This window comes from Petrimonas sp., from assembly GCF_963921705.1.
Lineage (GTDB): Bacteria > Bacteroidota > Bacteroidia > Bacteroidales > Dysgonomonadaceae > Petrimonas > Petrimonas sulfuriphila.
This window is the reverse complement of the sequence record NZ_OY997410.1, coordinates 2,005,289-2,026,243: the sequence shown is the minus strand read 5'-3', so window position 1 is coordinate 2,026,243 and position 20,955 is coordinate 2,005,289. Positions and strand designations below refer to the sequence as shown.

Genomic DNA, 20,955 nt, shown 5'->3' with positions numbered 1-20,955 from the left:
GTCTAATGGCTAATTTTCTGAAACCTGATGCCTGACATCGGATGTTTACTTTATTGTATTTTCCCCTTGATGGCATCGGTCGGATTCATTTTTACAATTTTCCGGGCAGGGAGATAGCTTACCCATGCCGTGATTAAAATAATAAACAGGATGGTTCCGATAATAAGTTTAGGGGGAAATGCCGGATAAATCTTGTCGGCTATGGCAACCCCGAAATCACTTGTGCCGGATGGCATCGGGATACCGTTTACAGCAAAATAAAGAAACATGGGAACGCCGTAAACAGCACCGAGAGCGATGGCAAGGATAGCATTCATGGTCCCTTCGAGCGTAAACAAACCCATCACTTCTTTTTTAGTCATTCCGAGGGCCACAAAGGTGCCGATCTCGCGCTGGCGATAGAAGATGGAAAGCGTTTGTGTATCGAAAACAGCCAACAAAGCCAACAACAGGAAGATCACGTAAAAAACGCTTTGTCCAACGGTTTTTGATCGCAAGGTCTCCCTCAGCGGTCGAGTGAGTTCATCTACGTCCTTGAAATTCCAGCCGTCAACCGGCACGACGCTCACCTCTTTCGATTTAACAAGAAGGCTAACTTTACCAGAATTCAGCGTTATCTTCTGCAATATGTCAAGCGGAAGCCAGATCTGCCCGGCGTCTACCGTCGGAACAAATGTTCTGAATACGCCGGCAATGCGAATATCCCGCGCTTCGAAAGTACCGTTGGCATCGCGCCACCGTAGCGTTACAATATCGTTTTCCGTCAGTCCAGACTGGTGTGCCATATTCGATCCGATAATTGCCGGGATATCGGCGCTGTCAGTCGGGTTCATCAACAACGACGTGGGAAGCTCCAGCAATTGTTGTCCGGAGCGGATGCCTTTCATCAACACCGGCATGCTCCGGCCCGACGGATAAATAGTGCCGGCAACTATCAGAACAGGCTCAACTTGTCCGGTTTCGTATTGGTTGACAAGCTGTTTCGGGATAATCGACACAGCGCTGTCCAGTGTAAAGGGATCAAACGGGTCGTAATTCGCATTCCAATACTGCCCGTCGGCAATTTCCCATTTTACGGTATCGGACATAGCCTGCCTATCCCAGCCCTGCAAAATCGCCTGCATAAAAATGATCAACACGAACGCAATCGACAGCACAAAAACGTTCAGCCACGTTTTCAGCCCGTTGCCAATGAGGTTTCGGAAGACTAGTTTCAATATTTTCATACCTCACTTTTCTTATTGTAACTCCGACTTTTGCCTGCTGATATCTTTTACAATACGGCCATCTTCCAAATGTACGATTCGCTTCAGGTAGCTGATTACTTTTTCATCGTGCGTGGCAAAAATGAAACAGGTTTTCAGTTCTTCGTTCAGTTTCACCATGGTTTTCAGAATGCGGTGCGAATTGTCAGCATCCAGATTAGCAGTCGGTTCGTCAGCCAATACCAGTTTCGGACGTTTTACCATCGCCCTTGCAATCGCCACCCGTTGACACTCCCCTCCCGATAATTGAGGCGGTCGGGAATTTATTTTCGAAGTCAATCCCAGCCATTCCAACGTCTCCATCACCCGTTTTTTGCGTTCCCCATAAGATAGGTTAAGCAACAACAACGGAAACTCCACATTTTCAAAAACCGTGTAAACAGGTAGCAAGTTGAAACTTTGAAAGATAAAACCCATTTCCTCCTTCCTCAGCTGTGCAGCTTGCCTGGGAGTAAGGGTCCCTGCGTTCTTGTCCAACACGTTTACCCGACCTTCAGACGGTTTATCGAGTGTTCCAATAATGTTCAAAAACGTAGTTTTCCCCGAACCGCTTGGCCCAACCAGGCCCATAAACTCACCTTCCGATACGGTTAAGTCAATACCCTTCAACGCCGTAAAGAATCCTGAAAAGCCTATCGGAAACCTCTTAACCAGTCCGTTAACATCAACAATCAAGTTGTTTTTGCTGTCCATAAATTTAGTGCTTTTATCTTTATCGAAGTTTTTCACCGTAAGAAACCGCATGTTGCGTCTTACAGTTTCTAAAAATTATAACTCGCCATTAATTGGATGCCTTTTCCCATAAACAGATTCTTGCCCCCTGCCTGCCCGCCCAACGGCAAGTTTATCTCAGGATTCCAAAAGCCCATCAGATAAAAACTCCATTTATCGTATGTCCTGGCCCAGCTGATATAGTTCAACCACATATTCAAATCGTTACCGACATAGAAAAACATTGCCGTCAGGTTATCCAGAACCGAGACCGGATACGAGAGCATTTCTCCAATCACGTTCAAGTTCATACCTTTTCGCATAAATCCATCTCCGGTATGGTAACGAAAATACTCCACCGTTAACCCCAATCCGTTTCCTAACGGGAAAGTGTAATCCATCCCTACGTTTATGGCATCCTGATGGAGTGCCATCTTGTAATTATTCTTCTGCAACCGGGTAAAACTGGTTTCAAACCACAAGCCAACCCCCACGTCCCACCGCCCATCCAGTCCGAGACGGTTTTCGTCCAGCAGCGTATTCTCCGGAACATCCGGCAACAAATGGTGCACATCTGTTTTTCGATGATGAGTACTTACGCCCATTTCACCGGCGAAAGCCGGGAACTCAAATCGCCCACCAATTTCGGGACGACGGCGGGCACTACCGATTAACTCCCAACCTTTTGGCCGTTTGTTTCCAAGTAGCGACCAAAGCCAGACGGAAGCATTGTTTTCGAAAAAATACTTGCCCAGAATGCCGTACACGCCGTCTGTCAGTTGCAACGGGTCACGTACATCCATAGCGTCGAACCACATCAGCGGACGAAACATGCGGGCTGTACCGAAATTGATTTTTTGCAAACCGCCGCGCAGCTCCCAGTTTTTGCCCGAATAGCGTAACCAAACCCGGTAAGGTTTTAGTTTTCCTTCCTTATTGATATAATCCCACCCTGTAAAATTTAACAGCCCATAGAGGTGGACAGATGCTTCAGCATCGAGTTTTGAATTTTCTCCCCAACTAAAGTTTCCGAGCAATACAGGCAAAAAACGGCAACCAGGCTGCCAATTCACCGAATTGGAGAGTTGCGTTGTTTCCCATCCGGTTATCTGTCCGTTTAAAACAAAATGAATTCTGTGCAAACCATCGTCAGAAACGGAACCGGCACTATCCGACGGTTCTTGTGCGTGTAAAGGAAAAACAGCAATGAACAACAGGGTTATAAACGACATTTTCCGTCACATTTTGATCACCACATCTACGGCCGAAAGATGATGTCCTCGCCCCATAAGCGGATTCAAGTCCATTTCTTCAATCTCAGGAACAAGTACTAGAAGGTCAGATACTTTACATATCACTTCGGCAAAAACTTCTTCGCTTATGCCCTCTTTTCCGCGGGCACCCTGGATCAACTTATATGACTTCAGCGAACGGATCATCCGCAACGCTTCCGTCCGTGTGACGGGTGCCAACGTATACTGGATATCTTTAAGGATTTCAACAAAAATCCCCCCTAAGCCACACGTAATGATATGGCCGAATCCTGGCTCTTTTTTCACACCGATAAGTACTTCCAGTCCCCGTTCCATCTGGCAAACTTCTACCCCGGCAGCGTTTTTTATTCCGATCAACCGTTTGAAATTTTCTCTAACGGCCTCCAGGGTTACCACATCCAGCACAACGCCCCCTACATCTGATTTATGCGCAGGACCCACCACTTTCATCACCAACGGAAAACCTAATTCCTGCGCCGCATTTATTGCTTCTTCCTCCGTTGAAATGAATTTATTTCTAGGACGGCTCACACCCATTAGATCCAACAACTCAAATCCCACATGGCTATCTATCAGCCCTTTTCTGTCTTTTAATAAAGCTTTAATTTTCTTTTCATTTTTTAGCTTTCCTGTCTCTTTCTCCTCAACAGGCGCAACATACCGGCTTTCGTTCAGCAGCGCATTACCCAACACAAATTCATCTTCGAAGAATACTCCGCCTTCATCTACAAATTGATCCATCTCTTCCTTAGCGTTAAGGATAGATGGCAGTATGGTATATATGGGTTTAAGGCAGCTGTTCTGTTGTTCACGGATTACCCGGTAAGTGTCAATGTTGGAGAACAATCCCGGACTACCAAAAATAACCACAATTCCATCAATGCTTTCCAACCTGTCACAAAAACGGATGCATTTTTCCAATTGTTCGGCTGTCCCCGTAGCGAGAATATCTATTGGATTGGCAGTAGAGGCACCTTCGAACAGTTCGTCACGCAAATTCCTCATCAGCTCGTCGGATAAGCGGGGCACCTTCATCCCGCCGGTAGAGAGAACATCCGTTAGCATAACCCCGGGGCCTCCGGCATGTGTGATAATGGCTATACGTTTCCCGGTTAGTTTGGGATGTTGGAGCACAGCCCCCATGGCCGTCAGTTCACCACGGCTGTTGCATCGGACAATGCCTGCTTTCCGGAACAACGCATCAACTGCCATATCCGAATTCAGCATAGCACCCGTGTGGGAGGCAGCAGCACGGCCTCCGGCATCGGATATTCCTGATTTTACAGCAGCCAGACGACAACCCTTGCCAATAAGTTCCCGCGCATTTTTTAATAGGAGTTGTGGTTTTTTAATGCTTTCGATGTACATCAAGATTGTTTGGGGCGACTTCCCTTCCTCATACGTTTCATTCAGGTATTCCACCACATCTTCTACGCAGGTTTGAACTGCATTTCCTACCGAGAATACGGAAGAAAAAGTAAGCCCTTTGCTCAATGCCGATTCCAGGATAAATACACAAGTAGCTCCTGAGCTGGAAACAAGTGCTGTGCCTCCCCACTCCATTTTCGGTACGGGAGAGACGAAAACCGACTGATGATATGGATTCATAACCCCGATGCAGTTGGGGCCAATCAGCGTTGCCTGATGCTTGTCCGCCAGGAGCGCCATCTCTTTCTCCATTTTTTTACCTATCGGTCCCATTTCGGAAAATCCGGCAGAGAGCACAACGACAGCTTTGGTATTTTTCTCTTCAAGAAGGCTTTTTATAACCGGGACACACAGGTTGGCCGGAATAGCCAGGATGGCCAGATCGATCTGTGGCAGTTCCGATACATTCCTGAAGGTTTGCACACCCTGAATGTTTTCGTGCTTTGGGTTTACAGCATAGAGGCCTCCTTCAAACGTTCCGTTTTTCACGTTATAAAGTGCTTTTCCGCCGGGTTTTTCGATGTTCTCCGAAGCACCGATCACGGCAATGCTTTTCGGGTTTATCAGTTGGAGCGTTATCATATATAATTCAGAATTCAACCGTTAGAGGCCAGAAAACGACAGATAAAGTATCATTTCGAAAGTCCAAAGTTACAATTTTCCAACAAAAAACGTAATTTTTACGTATAATTTGTGAAGTTAAATTTATTATCTTTGCATCCAAACTAAACAAATCTATAATAAAAAATGAAAAAAGTTTTTTTTATGCTATCAACCCTTTTTCTGTTGGCTGCCTGCACAGGCAACAAATCAGAAACCTCGCAGGTATCTGCTGAACCGGATCTGCCGGATTCCACTTTCCAGTATAAAGTTGACCGGTTCGCCGATGTGGAAATACTCCGTTATTATGTCCCGGGATTTAAGACTTTGCCTTTAGCGCAAAAAGAATTAATCTATTACCTGTCTCAAGCAGCTCTTGAAGGACGCGATATCCTATTCGACCAGCATAACCGGTACAACCTGACTATTCGTAGGGTATGCGAAGGCGTTTATGAAAATTACATGGGCGACAAATCTTCGGAGGACTGGAAGAACTTCGAAACTTACCTGAAACAGATTTGGATGGCAAACGGCATCCATCACCACTATTCCGAAGATAAAATCCTGCCGAAATTTTCGCAGGACTATTTCGTGTCGATCGTCAAAGGGGTGGACCCCGGCCGTATGCCTTTCCGCGACGGAATGGCAGCCGATTTGACATTGAAGGAAATCCTTCCGGTGATGTTCGACGCCAACGTGATGCCTAAGAGAATGAACCAGTCTGCCGGAGCCGATATTGTAGCAACATCGGCAGTGAACTTCTACGAAGGGGTGACCCAAAAAGAGGTAGAAGATTTCTACAACACAATGAAAGATCCGAACAACCTCACGCCGGTTTCCTACGGATTAAACAGCAAGGTTGTGAAAAAAGACGGTGTTGTATCCGAACAAGTGTGGAAGTTGGGTGGAATGTATGACAAAGCCATTGAGCGCATTATCGGATGGCTGGAAAAAGCAGCCGGTGTCGCTGAAAATGAGCAGCAGAAAGAAGTCATCAACACGTTGATTTCCTATTACAGGTCGGGTGATCTGAAAACATTCGACGATTACTCGGTTAAATGGGTAACCGATACCGCTTCGCGCGTAGATTTTGTCAACGGTTTTATAGAGACCTATACCGATCCGCTGGGAATGAAAGCAACCTGGGAATCCATGGTGAACTTCAAAAGCGAAGAAGCGTCCAAACGTACGCAACTTATCAGCGATAACGCACAGTGGTTTGAGACCCACTCACCCATTGACGACAAATTTAAAAAAGAAGAGGTAAAAGGCGTATCGGCAAAAGTAATCACGGCAGCCATCCTGGGAGGAGACTGCTATCCGGCAACCCCCATTGGAATAAATCTTCCCAACGCCAACTGGATTCGCCGCGACCACGGATCAAAATCAGTGACTATCGACAACATTACATCGGCTTACGATAATGCGGCTCAGGGAAGCGGGTTCAACGAGGAGTTCATGTGGAGTGATGCCGAACGTGAACTGTCGAAAAAATACGGTTCGTTAACCGATAACCTGCACACCGACTTGCACGAATGCCTTGGACACGGATCGGGCAAACTACTTCCCGGTATTGACGGCGATGCACTGAAAGCCTATGGATCTCCTTTGGAGGAGGCCAGAGCTGATCTGTTCGCTTTGTATTACCTGGGCGACGCAAAAATGGTGGAACTGGAGCTTCTTCCCGATGCGGAGGCATACAAAGCCGAGTATTACAAGTACATCATGAACGGTGCCATGACACAACTGACGCGCATCCAGCCCGGAAAAGACATTGAACAAGCACACATGCGCAACAGGGCCCTTATATCGAACTGGGTGATCGAAAACGGAAAAACCGAAAACGTAGTGGAGATAAAGCAGCAAGACGGCAAAACATTTGTTGTAGTAAACGATTACGCGAAACTACGCGATCTATTTGGCAAGCTGCTTTCGGAAGTGCAACGCATCAAGTCGGAAGGCGATTTCGAAGCAGGCAAAAAACTCGTGGAATCGTACGGTGTGAAAGTGAATCAGGCGTTGCACAAAGAAATCCTGGAGCGCTACGCCAGATTGGACCTGGCTCCCTACAAAGGTTTTGTAAATCCGGTTTATAAGCTGGTGACCGACGAAAGCGGCAAGGTGTCTGATGTAACGATCTCATACGATGAAAACTATGTTGATCAGCAGTTACGTTATTCGAAACAATACTCCGTACTTCCACTGAAGAATTAAAGGAGTCTCGCGTTACAAGAGTTAAAAAAATGCACTCAATGAGTGCATTTTTCTTTATAGTTATATATTTGTCCGAGCTTTCTAAGTAAAAGAATAAACATGACCTACCCCGAAACATTGGAATACCTCTACATCCAAATGCCCGAATACCAACGCGTCGGGCACCTCGCCTATAAGCCAGGATTGGGAAACAGCCTCCGACTCGATGCCGTTTTCAATCATCCGCACCAACACTACAAAACCATTCACATCGGAGGAACCAACGGCAAAGGTTCCACATCGCATTTGCTGGCAGCCATCCTCCAACAGTCGGGCTACAAAGTCGGGTTGTACACTTCGCCCCATTTGGTGGATTTCCGTGAACGGATCAGGGTAAACGGGGAGATGGTTCCCAAAAAGTATGTGGTTGATTTCGTAAAGAAATACCGTGAACGGTTTGAGCCTGTAATGCCCTCCTTTTTTGAATTGACAATGGAAATGGCTTTTCTTTATTTTGAAGAGCAAGAAGTTGATGTAGCCGTTGTTGAAGTTGGTTTGGGTGGAAGGCTCGACAGCACTAACATCATCTCGCCCGACCTATGCGTCATCACCAATATCGGGTTTGACCACATGCAGTACCTCGGGAGCACATTACCCGAAATTGCTGCAGAAAAAGCCGGTATTATAAAGCCACATACACCTGTGGTGATTGGCGAATCCGATGATGAAGAGGTGAAAAAAGTTTTTACCGTCAAAGCTGAATCCGAAAATGCACCCATCATTTTTGCCGAAGCAGTTTTAAACGATTTCTCTGCTCACAGGGCTGACGACGAATGGATAATAAACACACACGAATACCCTGACTTAAAAAACAAGCTGGGTGGCTTCGCTCAGGAGAAAAATGCAAAAACAGTCCTGGCGGCGGTAGCGGAATTAAAAAAAATAGGTTACAGGATCCCGAAGGAAGCAGTTTACAGCGGCTTTGCCCAGGTTGTGGAATTAACCGGGCTGAAGGGGCGTTGGCAGGTACTGCAGGAGAAACCAAAAATTGTTTGCGACACAGGACACAACGCACACGGAATCCGATACGTCGTGGAACAACTGAAGCAGGAAAAATACAATCGGTTACACGTTGTTTTTGGAATGGTCAACGATAAAGACATTACATCCGTGTTGGCTATGTTGCCCCGACAAGCCGTCTATTATTTCACCCGGGCATCGGTAGAAAGAGCATTGAACGAAAAGACGCTTGCCAGGGAGGCTGCTTCCTTCGGGTTGAAAGGAAACACTTTCGAAGATGTGTCTACGGCCATAAATGCAGCCAAAGAAAATGCCGACGAAAACGATTTTATTTTCATCGGCGGAAGTTCGTTCATTGTAGCAGATGCACTGCCGTTGTTTAAATAATTACCAGATCAACACAATCCTGAAATTGTAGTCGGCAAGATAATCATCCGCCCTGAATAGGTCGGAAGCCTGAATAAAGAAAGCCACAGTACTCGGGCTACCGTACTGAAAGTCACAACTGATTGTTTCAGTATAGGTTATGGTGCTCCCCTCTCCATCTGTTTCGGAATACGTATGAACAAACGGCAGAAGTTTTTGCACTTCATCCACTCCCTGGGTTCCGATAAAAACATAACCGAGAGCGGCCCCATTTTCATAAATGAACTCCGTCAATTCAGGAAGGTCGTATATGGCTTCATACCTGCCAATATCTTCATTCCACACCCAGTCTGCTTTCTTGGCTGAGATATTTACAATCTTCCACTGGGTAAATTCAAGTTTTTCATTGTTTTGCCTGATCGCATCCTCAATCATTTTTTGCACCTCGTATTCATCCAGGTAATCCTGTGAAGGAGAACTTGTGCAGGAAATCCCTGTAAGAAAGAGAAAAAGCAACGAAAAACCGTACAAAAATTTTCTTTTCATTTTCTATCAATTTTTACCAGATCAATACTACCTGAAATTCTCTGTCTTCCAGATAATCATCTACTCTCTCCAAGTCAGATGCCTCGATATAAAAAGCCACCGTGGAAGGGCTGCCTACCTGAAAATCGCATTTTATATGCTCGGTATAAAATCCGGTATATGTTTTACCATCGGTTCCGGTATATTCGTATGAATACGATTTGGAATACGGGAGGGGAGCCTTGGTGGAAGCATTGAATTTTATATAAGCAATAGCAGCCCCCTCATTAAAAATAAACGGAGTCAGCTCGGGTAAGTTTACAATGGCTTCGTATTGGCCATCCGTAGCATTCCATACCCAATCGGCTTTTTTTATCAATATGGGGACCACTTTCCATTGTGTCTCGGCAAGATCATCGTTATTTGAACAGGAAGCAGCACCAAAGGCCACTCCCAGAAAAAGAACAACGGCAAGGAGAGAAGTAAAAAAATTTCTTTTCATAAGTGTAAGCATTAAGAGTTTTTTCTTGATTCATTGACTGAAAAAAACTGCACTCGTTTAACTGTTAAAACGTATTTTTTAAATCAATTGTTTATTTGCTTCAAAAATAAGCAAAAAAAGTCCTTATTCAGGACTTTTTACAGAAAAAAACAGGATGAGGTGTCTTTTATTTGATCATTCCCAGAATATCATCGAGCACATTACCGTCACGGTTTTTGTCCAGCAAGCCTCCAACCATATCCATTAATCCGCCTCCGCCACGTCTTTGGGATTGACCTCCGCCCAATAAACCGCCCAGCAGGTCTTCAAGCCCGCCAGCGTTGGTGTTAGACTGACGTTTTTCCTTTCCCAGATAGGCCATCACAACAGGTGCCAGGAGAGCCAGAAGGGGGCCTATCTTTTGTAAACTGAGCCCGGTCTTTTGAGAGATTCCCTGTTCCACAGCCGGTTTGTTGTCTCCAAAAATATGCCCCAGGATTTTTCCGCCATCCTGACTGATAGGCTGAGTATCGCCGCCTAAAAGGCTAGCGAGGTTTTCCAACAGGCTTCCGTCATGCCTTGCATCGTTCAAGGCATTGTCCAGACTTTGTGCACCTTCCCGGGATTGAATATTTCTTTGCAGTCCACCCAAGATAGCCGGCAGAGCAACACTAATAGCGTTTGCAGCCTGTCTTTCATCCATACCCAACTGTTTGGATACATTGTTTATAACCGTTTGTCCGATTGGACCGCTTAATAATTCCGATAAGTCCATGTTGTTAAATTGATTAAGAATTTTATAAAGATATTTATTTAACACCGTAACACCCATTTAGTTTTGTAAAAATAAGAATCCGTGGAAAAAATCAACAATCCGTCTTGACAGGGCTATTTTGGAATTTTCATCCGGCTATCTTTCGAATAATACAGTTTGAGATAAGAAAATAAACTTGTATTTTTGTGTGAAACTCTTTTAAGAATGAAACAATATTTAGATTTACTTCAGCGCGTGCTGGATGAAGGCGTGCGGAAAGAAGACCGTACTGGAACGGGTACCATCAGCATTTTCGGGCACCAGAGCCGGTTCCGGATGAGCGACGGATTTCCCGTCCTCACTACCAAGAAACTTCACTTGAAATCGATTATACATGAATTGTTATGGTTCCTTAACGGGGATACCAACGTAAAATACCTGAACGACAACGGCGTGCGTATATGGAACGAATGGGCGGACGAGGATGGGAATCTCGGACATATATACGGCTACCAGTGGCGTTCATGGCCGGACTACAATGGGGAACATATCGATCAAATAACTCAGGTAGTCAACACCATTAAAAATAACCCTGATTCTCGCCGCATCATTGTAAGTTCGTGGAACGTGGCCGATATTCCCAACATGAACCTTCCGCCCTGTCACGCCTTCTTCCAGTTCTATGTAGCCGATGGAAAACTGAGCCTGCAACTCTATCAGCGCAGCGCCGATATTTTTCTGGGTGTACCCTTTAACATTGCGTCCTATGCGTTGCTGTTGAAAATGATGGCACAGGTTACCGGGCTGGATGAAGGTGATTTTATCCACACCTTCGGCGATGCCCATATCTACCTTAACCACCTGGAACAGGTAAAGCTGCAACTTTCTCGCGAACCGCGTCCGTTACCCGAGATGAAGATCAATCCCGATGTGAAGGATATTTTCAGTTTCCGTTTCGACGATTTTGAACTGGTAAATTACGATCCGCATCCACATATAAAAGGTGAAGTAGCCGTATGACAGACACTTCTCAAACCATTGCCATCATCGTCGCTCTCGATGAACAAAATGCCATTGGTAGCAACGGCGATCTGCTCTGCCATCTACCCAGCGACCTGAAGCACTTTAAAAAGATCACCACCGGATACGCTGTGATCATGGGCCGGAAAACCTATGAATCTTTACCCAAAGGAGCATTACCCAACCGTACCAATATCGTGATTACCTCCGGTGAACCGGAGAACTACCCCGGATGCACGGTTGTTCGCTCTGTCGAAGAGGCGCTTTCTCGTTGCAGCAATCAGGGAAAAGCATTCATCATAGGTGGCGGGAAATTGTATCGATCCACGCTTCACCTGGCAACCCAACTCTACCTTACACGCATCCATCACACCTTTGACGATGCGGATACTTTTTTTCCGGAAATCCCTTTTAAGGAATGGGAACTCGTTGAAAAAGAGTCGCACGAGGACGACGATAAACATCCATATGCATATACATTTTTAACTTATAACAAAAAATAGTCATACAGCGATGGGCAAAGAACAGGAGCTTTTTTGCCTGTGCGTTGAAGACAAACAGATCTTTGGTGAAGGATAACGTGTTGAAATGTAAAATTGAAAAAATAAACCGAGCGTCCAATGAAGAAATATGTTTTTATGGCATTCATTCTGGCTGCGTCCTATTCTTCTTTTTCACAAAATCTTCAGGAGGATTCTCTGAGACACAAACTCGACAAATCGTTGAGCCATATCTACCGGGAGGTATTGCTGCGCCCTGGAAGGGTAACGGTAGATAGTATCGCACTGAATAAACATAAAAAAAGTTTTGAGTTGCATACCAACCTTTCCCTCTCCTACCTGCCGATGCGCGAAAATACCGTACGCCAAATTTACGATAGCATACGATATCACTTGCCTTCGGCACAAAAGAAATATCGCATCAGCGTGTTTTCTGATAAACAGGAAATAAGCACACTTGTGCCCAATTTTTACCGTCAATCGAGGAAGGATAAAAACCGGATGATTTTGCACAAAGTGAAGCCCCCCCTCGTAACCAACGTTTCCGCACCCGAAAACTCATTCGATAAGGGTCTCACAAACAATCATATCGCTCTTTGGCAAAGCCACGGATGGTATTACGAACAAAAACTCGGCCGGTGGGAGTGGCAGCGGGCACGTATTTTTCAAACGGTGGAAGATCTCTATACACAGAGTTACGTGCTGCCATTTCTTGTGCCGATGCTGGAAAATGCCGGGGCCAATGTGTTGCTTCCACGTGAACGTGATTACAATAAACAGGAGGTTATCATCGATAACGATGGCAGCAAAGGAGGCTCTACCTATAGTGAAATGAATGGCAAAGAAACCTGGCGAAATAGCGACTCAGCCGGTTTTGCAAACATTCGCGAGATCTGGCTGAATGGCGAAAATCCCTTCCGGATGGGCACGGCAAGGCAAACAAAAACCGTCTCACGGGGTGAGGAAAGCATCGCCTCCTGGACACCCGATATTCCGGAGAAAGGGCGATATGCGGTGTTTGTCTCTTATCAGACGGTCAAAAACAGTAGCGACGATGCACGGTACAGTGTATATCATGCCGGCGGCAAAACCGACTTCAGGGTAAATCAACAGATGGGTGGCGGCACATGGATTTTTCTTGGCAATTTTGATTTTGAAGAGGGTACCTCCCACAGAATTACCCTCTCCAACAGGAGCAAGCGAACAGGTAAAGTTGTAACGGCTGATGCTGTAAAAATAGGAGGTGGCATGGGTAATATTGCCCGGTTCTCATCCCCCAGCGGATACCCGAGATATGCCGAAGGAGCACGCTACTGGATGCAGTGGGCAGGAGTCCCCGACACAATTTACAATCGAACAGAAGGGAAAAATGACTATACTGACGACTACGCCAGCCGCGGCGTATGGGTCAATTGGCTGGCGGGAGGGTCGTCGGTACTGCCTGATGCCAAAGGGCTGAACATTCCCTTGGATCTGGCCTTTGCTTTCCATACCGATGCAGGTACTTTCTGGGGCGACACCATCGTCGGCACGCTGGGCATCTACATGACACACCACAACGGCGAACGATTCGAAAACGGAAGGTCGCGATGGGCATCACGAGACCTATCGGAATTGATAATGGAGGAGATCACCTCAGATATACGAAGGGAGTTCGAACCGGAATGGACACGCCGCCCCCTCTGGAACCGTTCCTATGCAGAAGCACGTATTCCCAACGTCCCCACAATGCTACTGGAACTTCTTTCCCACCAGAACTTCGCCGACATGCGGTATGGCCTGGACCCCACCTTCCGCTTCACCGTAAGCCGCTCCATCTACAAGGGAATACTCAAGTTCCTGGCATCGCAGTACAACCGCCCCTATGCGGTGCAACCCTTGCCGGTACGGGAGTTTTCCGCTCGTTTCACCAGTGAGACAGGCGTTACGCTGAACTGGCAGCCTACGGCTGACCCTGCAGAAACCACTGCCACCCCTTCGTATTACATTGTCTACACCCGTATCAATAACGGCGGCTTCGACAATGGCACAAGGGTTGAGAGCAACAGCTACAGCACAACAATTCAAAAAAACAGCATCTACAGCTTCCGCGTTGAGGCCGTGAACGGGGGAGGCAAAAGTTTCCCGTCGGAAACGCTCTCCCTCTGCAGAAAATCAGAAGAAAAAGGAGAAGTACTCATTGTGAACGGGTTTACACGGGTTTCTGCACCTCACAGCTTCACCGTTTCCTGCGACAGCCTCGCAGGCTTCGCCGGTAACGTGGATAATGGCGTACCCTATATGGCTGACCACCATTTTATTGGTCAGCAAAACGAATTTCGGCGTGTTATTCCCTGGATGGACGACGATGCATCAGGGTTCGGCGACAGCAATGCCAACTACGAAACCACTGCTATCGCGGGCAACAACTTCGATTATCCCTACCTCCACGGGCAAGCGTTCGCGGAAGGAGGCTATTCGTTCGTTTCCTGTGCCGCATCCGCTGTGGAGAACGGATCAGTAAACCTGAACGATTATGAGACGGTTGACTGGATACTGGGAAAACAACGGGAATGGAAAGTGGGTCGCGGTGCTAAACCACCCCAATTTAAAACTTTCTCCCCAACACAACAACAGGCCATCACCCGCTTTTGCAGCGAAGGTGGCAACATCATCGTGAGCGGTGCTTTTGTCGGCACCGACCTGTGGGACAACCCATACGCAACAAAAGAAGACCGGGAGTGGGCCCAAAACACCCTCAAATACAAATGGCGCAACAACAATGGTGCAGTGACCGGACATATCAAGGCCGTACCCTCTCCCTTCCCCTCCCTCACGGGGCATTATCAATACTACCATGAACTGAACAGCGAGAGCTACGTGGTGGAACATCCCGACGCCATAGAACCGGCAGACAATCATGCCTTCACCGTGTTTCGTTATTCGGAGAACAACTTGAGCGCAGGCATTCTCTACAAAGGCGAAAAATACGGCACGTGCATACTGGGCTTCCCGGTCGAATCAATCAGAGACCAGGAAAGCAGGAACAGACTGATTAAAAACATCATGAAAGCGTGGGAGGAATAATCAATAGCAAATAAATAAAAATATATGAAAAAAATAAACGCTTTTATCCTTTTCTCCGATCCAGAACAGGCAAAGAAGACAGTGGACGAATTGAGACAGTCCGATTCAATCAGCAAAATTTTCTTGCTGACACCGGAGAACAACAAAGAAAAACTAAAAGGATGCGTAACCATACCCATTGACACCCTTCACAGCAGCGCCACGGTAAAAAAGATCGCACAGAAATCGAATGCCGATTATACGCTGATCTATCAGAAGCCAACCCCGCTGAAACCCGGCTACTTCGCTCTCGAAAGGATGATTTGCATTGCTGAGGACAGCGGCGCAGGGATGGTCTATTCCGATTATTACGCAAACATCCAGGGTGTAAAAAGCAACCATCCGGTAATCGACTACCAGGAAGGCAGTTTACGCGACGATTTCAATTTTGGCTCATTGCTCCTTTACCATGCCGGAGCGTTGAAGAAAGCCGCCCGGCGGATGAAGGCAGGAGAATATACCTATGCCGGACTCTATGACCTCAGGCTTAAAGTGTCACAAAAACATCCGTTGGTGCATATCAACGAGTTCCTCTATTCAGAGATAGAGGAGGATACGCGTGCCTCGGGAGAAAAAATATTCGACTATGTGGATCCCAAAAACAGACAAGTACAACTGGAAATGGAACAGGCTTGCACACAGCACCTGAAAGATGTCGGCGGCTACCTGGACCCCAAATTCGGGAACATTGAATTCAACAAAGATACCTTTGCAGTGGAGGCATCGGTCATCATCCCGGTGCGCAACCGCATCAAAACCATCCGTGACGCCATCACCTCGGTATTGAGACAAAAAACCCGTTTTCCTTTTAACCTGATCGTCGTAGACAATCACTCCATCGACGGCACTACGGAAGCCATCGCAGAATTCAGAAATGACGAACGGCTGATACATATCGTCCCGGAAAGAGACGACCTGGGGATCGGCGGATGCTGGAACATGGGCGTACACCACAGACAATGTGGCAAGTTTGCCGTGCAGCTCGACAGCGATGATGTATATAGCGGAAATGACACACTGCAAAAGATTGTCGATGCCTTCTACGAGCAGCAGTGCGCCATGGTGGTGGGTACCTACCGGATGACCAACTTCAACATGGAGACGATCCCTCCCGGCATCATCGATCACCGGGAGTGGACTCCCGAAAACGGACGGAACAACGCACTGCGCATAAACGGGCTCGGTGCTCCGCGGGCTTTCTATACGCCGGTGCTGCGGGAAATCAAGGTACCCAACACCAGCTACGGCGAGGATTATGCCCTGGGACTGAGCATCTCCCGTCGTTATCAGATCGGGCGGATCTATGATGTACTGTACCTTTGCCGTCGCTGGGAAGATAACAGCGACGCCTCGCTCGACATTGTGAAGATGAATACAAATAACCTTTACAAAGACAAAATAAGAACATGGGAACTACAGGCCAGAAAAAAACTCAAATAAATGAACCGTTTATTCACGCCGGCGTTTTACTGGAGCAGCCAATGATCAGTTTTTCGCTGTTGACAGCCTATAAATTTAAAGGAAAGGAATATGCACCAGGCGACTATTCGGTTGAGATTTCGGGTGGAGAAATTCTCTTCAATGGCGAATTATACGATGAAATTTCTTTCGAGGCAGATCGTCCGCAGGAAAATCGTTTTGAACTGAAGAATGTTATTATCGGCGTTAACTTTCACTGGGAGCGCACCGAAAATCAACGTTTTCAGGGAGGATTGAAATTCATCACCGAAAAGAACGGCATCACTGCCATCAACATCGTCTTCCTGGAGGATTACCTCAAAAGCGTCATCTCGTCCGAAATGAGCGCCACCAGCTCTGAAGAACTGCTGAAGGCACACGCCGTCATCTCCCGCAGCTGGCTGTTGGCGCAGATGGAGAAGAGAAAGGAAGTCAAAAGCAACTACCAAACCTCTTTTGTCACTCCTACCGAGATCATCCGCTGGTACGACCGTGAAGACCATGCCAGTTTCGATGTTTGCGCTGACGATCATTGTCAACGTTATCAGGGAGTTACAAAACAATCGACGCCATTGGTGAAACAGGTTGTCGAGCAAACACGCGGCGAAGTGCTCACATATAACGGGACCATTTGCGACGCCCGTTTCTCAAAATGCTGCGGAGGCGGGATGGAGGCTTTCGAGAATGTATGGGAACCCATCGCGCATCCTTACCTGCAAGGGAAAGTCGATTTCACCAACGATGCTCCCCTGCCCGACCTCACCCTCGAAAAGCAGGCCGAAACGTGGATCCGCTCAGTGCCTCCCGCCTTCTGCAATACCCAAGACAAACAGGTGCTCAGGCAGGTGCTTAACGATTACGACCGGGAAACAGCCGACTTCTACCGCTGGAAGGTGACCTACTCACAGGAGGAACTCGGCCGCCTGATCAAAGAGCGCTCGGGTACCAACTACGGTGAGATCATCGATCTGCAACCGCTCGGACGGGGTACTTCGGGACGCATCACCCGACTCAGGATCATCGGGACAAAACGCACCATGATTATCGGAAAGGAACTGGAAATACGGCGTACTCTCTCTCCCTCACACCTCTACAGCGCCGCTTTTGTAGTAGATGCTGAAGAGAAGAACGACAGGGGGATCCCGCAGAAGTTCACGTTCACCGGTGCCGGATGGGGTCATGGTGTGGGATTGTGCCAGATTGGAGCTGCCATGATGGCGGAAAAGGGCTACAGTCATGAAGCGATTCTCCGTCACTATTTTCCACACACAACCATTGAAAAGAAATACTAAACAACCATCACGATGAAAAAAACAATACGCTCTCCCTGGAGCTGGATTCCGACGCTCTATTTTGCTGAAGGACTGCCCTATGTAGCCGTAATGACCGTTTCGGTAATCATGTACAAACGTTTCGGACTCTCTAACACGGAAATAGCCCTCTACACAAGCTGGTTATACCTCCCCTGGGTAATCAAACCTTTCTGGAGCCCGTTTGTGGATATCCTGAAAACCAAACGGTGGTGGATCGTCTCGATGCAATTGCTGATTGGTGCCGGCCTGGCGGGCGTAGCATTTACCCTACCCACGCCGTTCTACCTGCAGGCATCACTTGCTTTCTTCTGGCTCATGGCTTTCAGTTCAGCCACACACGATATCGCTGCAGACGGCTTCTACATGCTAGCGCTGGACGATTCGCAGCAATCCTTCTTCGTAGGCATTCGCAGCACCTTCTATCGCCTTGCTTCGATCACCGGTCAGGGATTGTTGGTAGTACTGGCAGGATTTCTGGAAAAATCGACCGGCAAAATTCCATATGCCTGGAGCCTCACCTTCTTCATTCTGGCAGGCATTTTTCTGGCATTTTTTGTCTATCACCGTTTTGTTCTGCCCTACCCAAACACAGATACCGGAAAATCGGCCCGCACATCCCATGAAGTGGTAACAGAATTTGGAAATACTTTCCAATCTTTTTTTACAAAAAAAGGGATAGGATTGGCCATCGCTTTCATGTTACTGTACAGACTGGCTGAAGCGATGCTTGTCAAGCTTACCTCGCCCTTTCTACTCGACAGCCGTGATGTGGGCGGATTGGGATTACATACCTCCGAAGTCGGCATTACTTATGGTACAGTGGGAGTGATCGCCCTTACACTCGGCGGAATCATCGGTGGAATTTTAGCTTCACGCCAAGGGCTCAAGTATTGGCTTTGGCCCATGGCACTAGCCATCACCCTTCCCAATGCGGCTTATCTGTACCTTGCATTTTATCAACCCGATAACATGATCTGGGTGAATACGGCAGTGGCTGTTGAACAATTCGGATACGGTTTCGGATTTACGGCCTACATGCTTTACCTGATTTATTTTTCTCAGGGTGAGCATAAAACAGCTCATTATTCCATCTGTACGGGATTCATGGCCCTGGGTATGATGCTACCTGGTATGGCTGCCGGATGGATACAGGAGCAACTGGGATACCAGCATTTCTTTATCCTGATTATGATTCTCACAATACCCACATTGGTACTGATCCCTTTCATGAAAGTGGATCCGGAATTTGGCAGATCAAAAAAAGAAAAACAGACTGATTGTTAATGCCTCATGTTTCGCACTTCCCTCAAACCATTGACAAAGAAATAGAAGGGAAATGCATTATTATCTATATCTCTGTACTATAACATTTTATATTTTACAATTTCTCAATCGTCCTTAACCATCACCGAACAACACAGTGCAATGATCATGGATTCTGCTTTTGGATTGGCCAACATTTTTTCAAGTAAATCATCGGCATCCATCTCCAATACCTCGCATACTGAGCAGACTAACTCGATGAACAGCCCCCATAGCCGTCTGTCGAGTGTTTCCCTGAGCACATCGGCGTTCATTGACCGATAAAGTGCCCCTTTCGACTCGTAGTTATCGTACCGGAAACGCAGTGTCAATAACAGATAGGCTATCATGCTGATGGTCGTTTCTGCTACCTGGGCGTCAAAGTTACTGGATTGACATCTTCCCAGGTTCAACAATTGCTTCGATTCTCGATTGAACACCTCCACAACCCATCTTACCTGGTAATGCCCGATCAATCCCTTGAACGTCAGTTTCGTGTCCGTCGTCAACAAAACCTTCCATTTGTCATTTTTGCCCCGACGACTAAAGAAAAGGCAGATCTCAACACCTTGGTACAGCACCCTGGCCTGTTTGTACTGGTAACCCAGGGAACGGCAGCGCCTGGGTTTGCCCAGCATGTTATTGATCTGGGCGTGAGTCAGGCTCTTACCCTGATACTCAAACTTAGTCTTTGCAAACTTGTACATCCCGATCAGGTGAACTTCCTTGTCCTTCACACTCCGGATAGCCTGTATCAACGCATCGCAAGTAAACCAGCTGTCCACCAGGACGTAATCAACACGAAGCCCGCGATAGATGGCCGTGAAAAACATCCGCAGGACCATCTGAATCTTGTTCGTGTCCAGTTCTTCCACACGTTTAGCGGTGTACGAGTCCTTGATACGCTTGCAACTGTATTGCTTGCGGATCTGCTTTTTGGTCATCCCAAACGGGCGTTCCTGCTTTTTCCCTTTTTCCCGGTGAAGACTGAAATCCAGTGGTATGGAGGACTTACCGTCCCAGTACATCATCACCAACAGCTTGAATCCAAGCACGTAGCTGTTGGTTACATGATCCCATACCTTCCCGATCTTCTCTATACGCTTCCCGGTTTTAGACAGGGTGGTGTCATCGAAGATCAGGTAACGGGATGAGGTATCATCTACATCACTATCTTTGGACGTCACCGTCAGAAAACGATGCACAAGATGCCACATAAGCATCCGCCAGCATATGATGGAACTGTTCTTCAAGCGATAGAACACATCCTTGCCCATGGTGGAACCTTCACCTGTGGGGCTGTTCAGATAGGAGTTGACCGTCTTGTCTGAACTGACCACCATGGAGACCAGCAGGGCCAGGACCATTTTAAAATCATATCCCCGGGTCTTGAACCATTTGAACTCAGAAAGACCTTCGCTTAGCTTCAACGCCTTGAAGCGGCTAAAAATATCTTCAGCGGAAACCCTGCCGGGGGTAAAGTCCGCTTTCAACTCTTGAATCTTTTTAATATCTTTGTCCTGCAGCATATTTTAATGGTTTGGTTTCCATCGCTAAGATAATCATTTTCAATGATATATTAGCTAAAATATGCTGCTTTTTTTATCTCTTATCCTCTGATTATCAACTTCATTTTTAAC

16 protein-coding genes are annotated in these 20,955 nt (G+C 46.9%); 8 read left to right on the top strand and 8 right to left on the bottom strand.

What is annotated here, in order from left to right; all coding sequences use genetic code 11:
- Window positions 1-50: 50 nt before the first annotated feature.
- The 4 genes from AACM02_RS08360 to AACM02_RS08345 all read right to left on the bottom strand — a co-directional run bounded on the left by AACM02_RS08360 (window position 51) and on the right by AACM02_RS08345 (window position 5,260).
- Entirely contained in the window at window positions 51-1,226 is a 1,176-nt protein-coding gene (locus AACM02_RS08360) for an ABC transporter permease (RefSeq protein ID WP_332455604.1), read from the bottom strand.
- A 12-nt stretch (window positions 1,227-1,238) separates the two neighbouring features.
- Window positions 1,239-1,958 (bottom strand): ABC transporter ATP-binding protein, encoded by a 720-nt coding sequence (locus AACM02_RS08355; protein WP_332455603.1) that lies wholly within the window; start codon window positions 1,956-1,958, stop codon window positions 1,239-1,241.
- Window positions 1,959-2,026: 68 nt separating this feature from the next.
- The gene (locus AACM02_RS08350; RefSeq protein ID WP_339116675.1) at window positions 2,027-3,208 is read right to left on the bottom strand and encodes a hypothetical protein; all 1,182 of its coding nucleotides are present in this window, start codon (window positions 3,206-3,208) and stop codon (window positions 2,027-2,029) included.
- Between the two features lie 6 nt (window positions 3,209-3,214).
- Window positions 3,215-5,260, bottom strand: coding sequence for an acetate--CoA ligase family protein (locus tag AACM02_RS08345; RefSeq protein ID WP_339116674.1), 2,046 nt, complete (start codon window positions 5,258-5,260; stop codon window positions 3,215-3,217).
- A 183-nt stretch (window positions 5,261-5,443) separates the two neighbouring features.
- Here AACM02_RS08345 and AACM02_RS08340 point away from each other — a divergent pair, with 183 nt between their 5' ends.
- Both AACM02_RS08340 and AACM02_RS08335 read left to right on the top strand, forming a co-directional pair.
- Window positions 5,444-7,492: a dipeptidyl-peptidase 3 family protein gene (locus tag AACM02_RS08340; RefSeq protein WP_339116673.1), complete on the top strand. Its 2,049-nt coding sequence runs from the start codon at window positions 5,444-5,446 to the stop codon at window positions 7,490-7,492.
- A 99-nt stretch (window positions 7,493-7,591) separates the two neighbouring features.
- Window positions 7,592-8,878 (top strand): folylpolyglutamate synthase/dihydrofolate synthase family protein, encoded by a 1,287-nt coding sequence (locus AACM02_RS08335; protein WP_332455600.1) that lies wholly within the window; start codon window positions 7,592-7,594, stop codon window positions 8,876-8,878.
- Here the strand turns inward: AACM02_RS08335 and AACM02_RS08330 are convergent, their stop codons facing one another.
- The 3 genes from AACM02_RS08330 to AACM02_RS08320 form a co-directional block, all read right to left on the bottom strand.
- Window positions 8,879-9,403, bottom strand: coding sequence for a hypothetical protein (locus tag AACM02_RS08330; protein ID WP_339116672.1), 525 nt, complete (start codon window positions 9,401-9,403; stop codon window positions 8,879-8,881). It lies immediately after the preceding gene.
- A 13-nt stretch (window positions 9,404-9,416) separates the two neighbouring features.
- Window positions 9,417-9,884 carry a hypothetical protein gene (locus AACM02_RS08325; protein WP_339116671.1) on the bottom strand — a complete coding sequence of 156 codons (468 nt, stop codon included), beginning with the start codon at window positions 9,882-9,884 and terminating at the stop codon, window positions 9,417-9,419.
- 166 nt (window positions 9,885-10,050) lie between these two features.
- Window positions 10,051-10,638 carry a DUF937 domain-containing protein gene (locus AACM02_RS08320; RefSeq protein ID WP_339116670.1) on the bottom strand — a complete coding sequence of 196 codons (588 nt, stop codon included), beginning with the start codon at window positions 10,636-10,638 and terminating at the stop codon, window positions 10,051-10,053.
- Window positions 10,639-10,842: 204 nt separating this feature from the next.
- Between AACM02_RS08320 and AACM02_RS08315 the strand changes: the two genes are divergently transcribed.
- The 6 genes from AACM02_RS08315 to AACM02_RS08290 all read left to right on the top strand — a co-directional run bounded on the left by AACM02_RS08315 (window position 10,843) and on the right by AACM02_RS08290 (window position 19,297).
- Entirely contained in the window at window positions 10,843-11,637 is a 795-nt protein-coding gene (locus tag AACM02_RS08315) for a thymidylate synthase (protein WP_339116669.1), read from the top strand.
- Window positions 11,634-12,140: a dihydrofolate reductase gene (locus AACM02_RS08310; RefSeq protein ID WP_339116668.1), complete on the top strand. Its 507-nt coding sequence runs from the start codon at window positions 11,634-11,636 to the stop codon at window positions 12,138-12,140. The genes AACM02_RS08315 and AACM02_RS08310 overlap by 4 nt, the downstream gene beginning before the upstream one ends.
- Before the next feature lie 117 nt (window positions 12,141-12,257).
- On the top strand, window positions 12,258-15,203 hold the full coding sequence (locus AACM02_RS08305; protein WP_339116667.1) for a fibronectin type III domain-containing protein: 2,946 nt from the start codon (window positions 12,258-12,260) through the stop codon (window positions 15,201-15,203).
- Between the two features lie 24 nt (window positions 15,204-15,227).
- Window positions 15,228-16,682 carry a glycosyltransferase family A protein gene (locus AACM02_RS08300; RefSeq protein WP_332455593.1) on the top strand — a complete coding sequence of 485 codons (1,455 nt, stop codon included), beginning with the start codon at window positions 15,228-15,230 and terminating at the stop codon, window positions 16,680-16,682.
- Window positions 16,679-17,992, top strand: coding sequence for a SpoIID/LytB domain-containing protein (locus AACM02_RS08295; protein WP_339117447.1), 1,314 nt, complete (start codon window positions 16,679-16,681; stop codon window positions 17,990-17,992). Before AACM02_RS08300 ends, AACM02_RS08295 begins: the two co-directional genes overlap by 4 nt.
- Window positions 17,993-18,004: 12 nt before the next feature.
- Entirely contained in the window at window positions 18,005-19,297 is a 1,293-nt protein-coding gene (locus AACM02_RS08290) for an AmpG family muropeptide MFS transporter (RefSeq protein WP_339116666.1), read from the top strand.
- A 104-nt stretch (window positions 19,298-19,401) separates the two neighbouring features.
- On the opposite strand, the gene AACM02_RS08285 is transcribed toward AACM02_RS08290, so the two are convergent.
- Window positions 19,402-20,844 (bottom strand): transposase, encoded by a 1,443-nt coding sequence (locus AACM02_RS08285; RefSeq protein WP_339115938.1) that lies wholly within the window; start codon window positions 20,842-20,844, stop codon window positions 19,402-19,404.
- Window positions 20,845-20,955 lie beyond the last annotated feature (111 nt).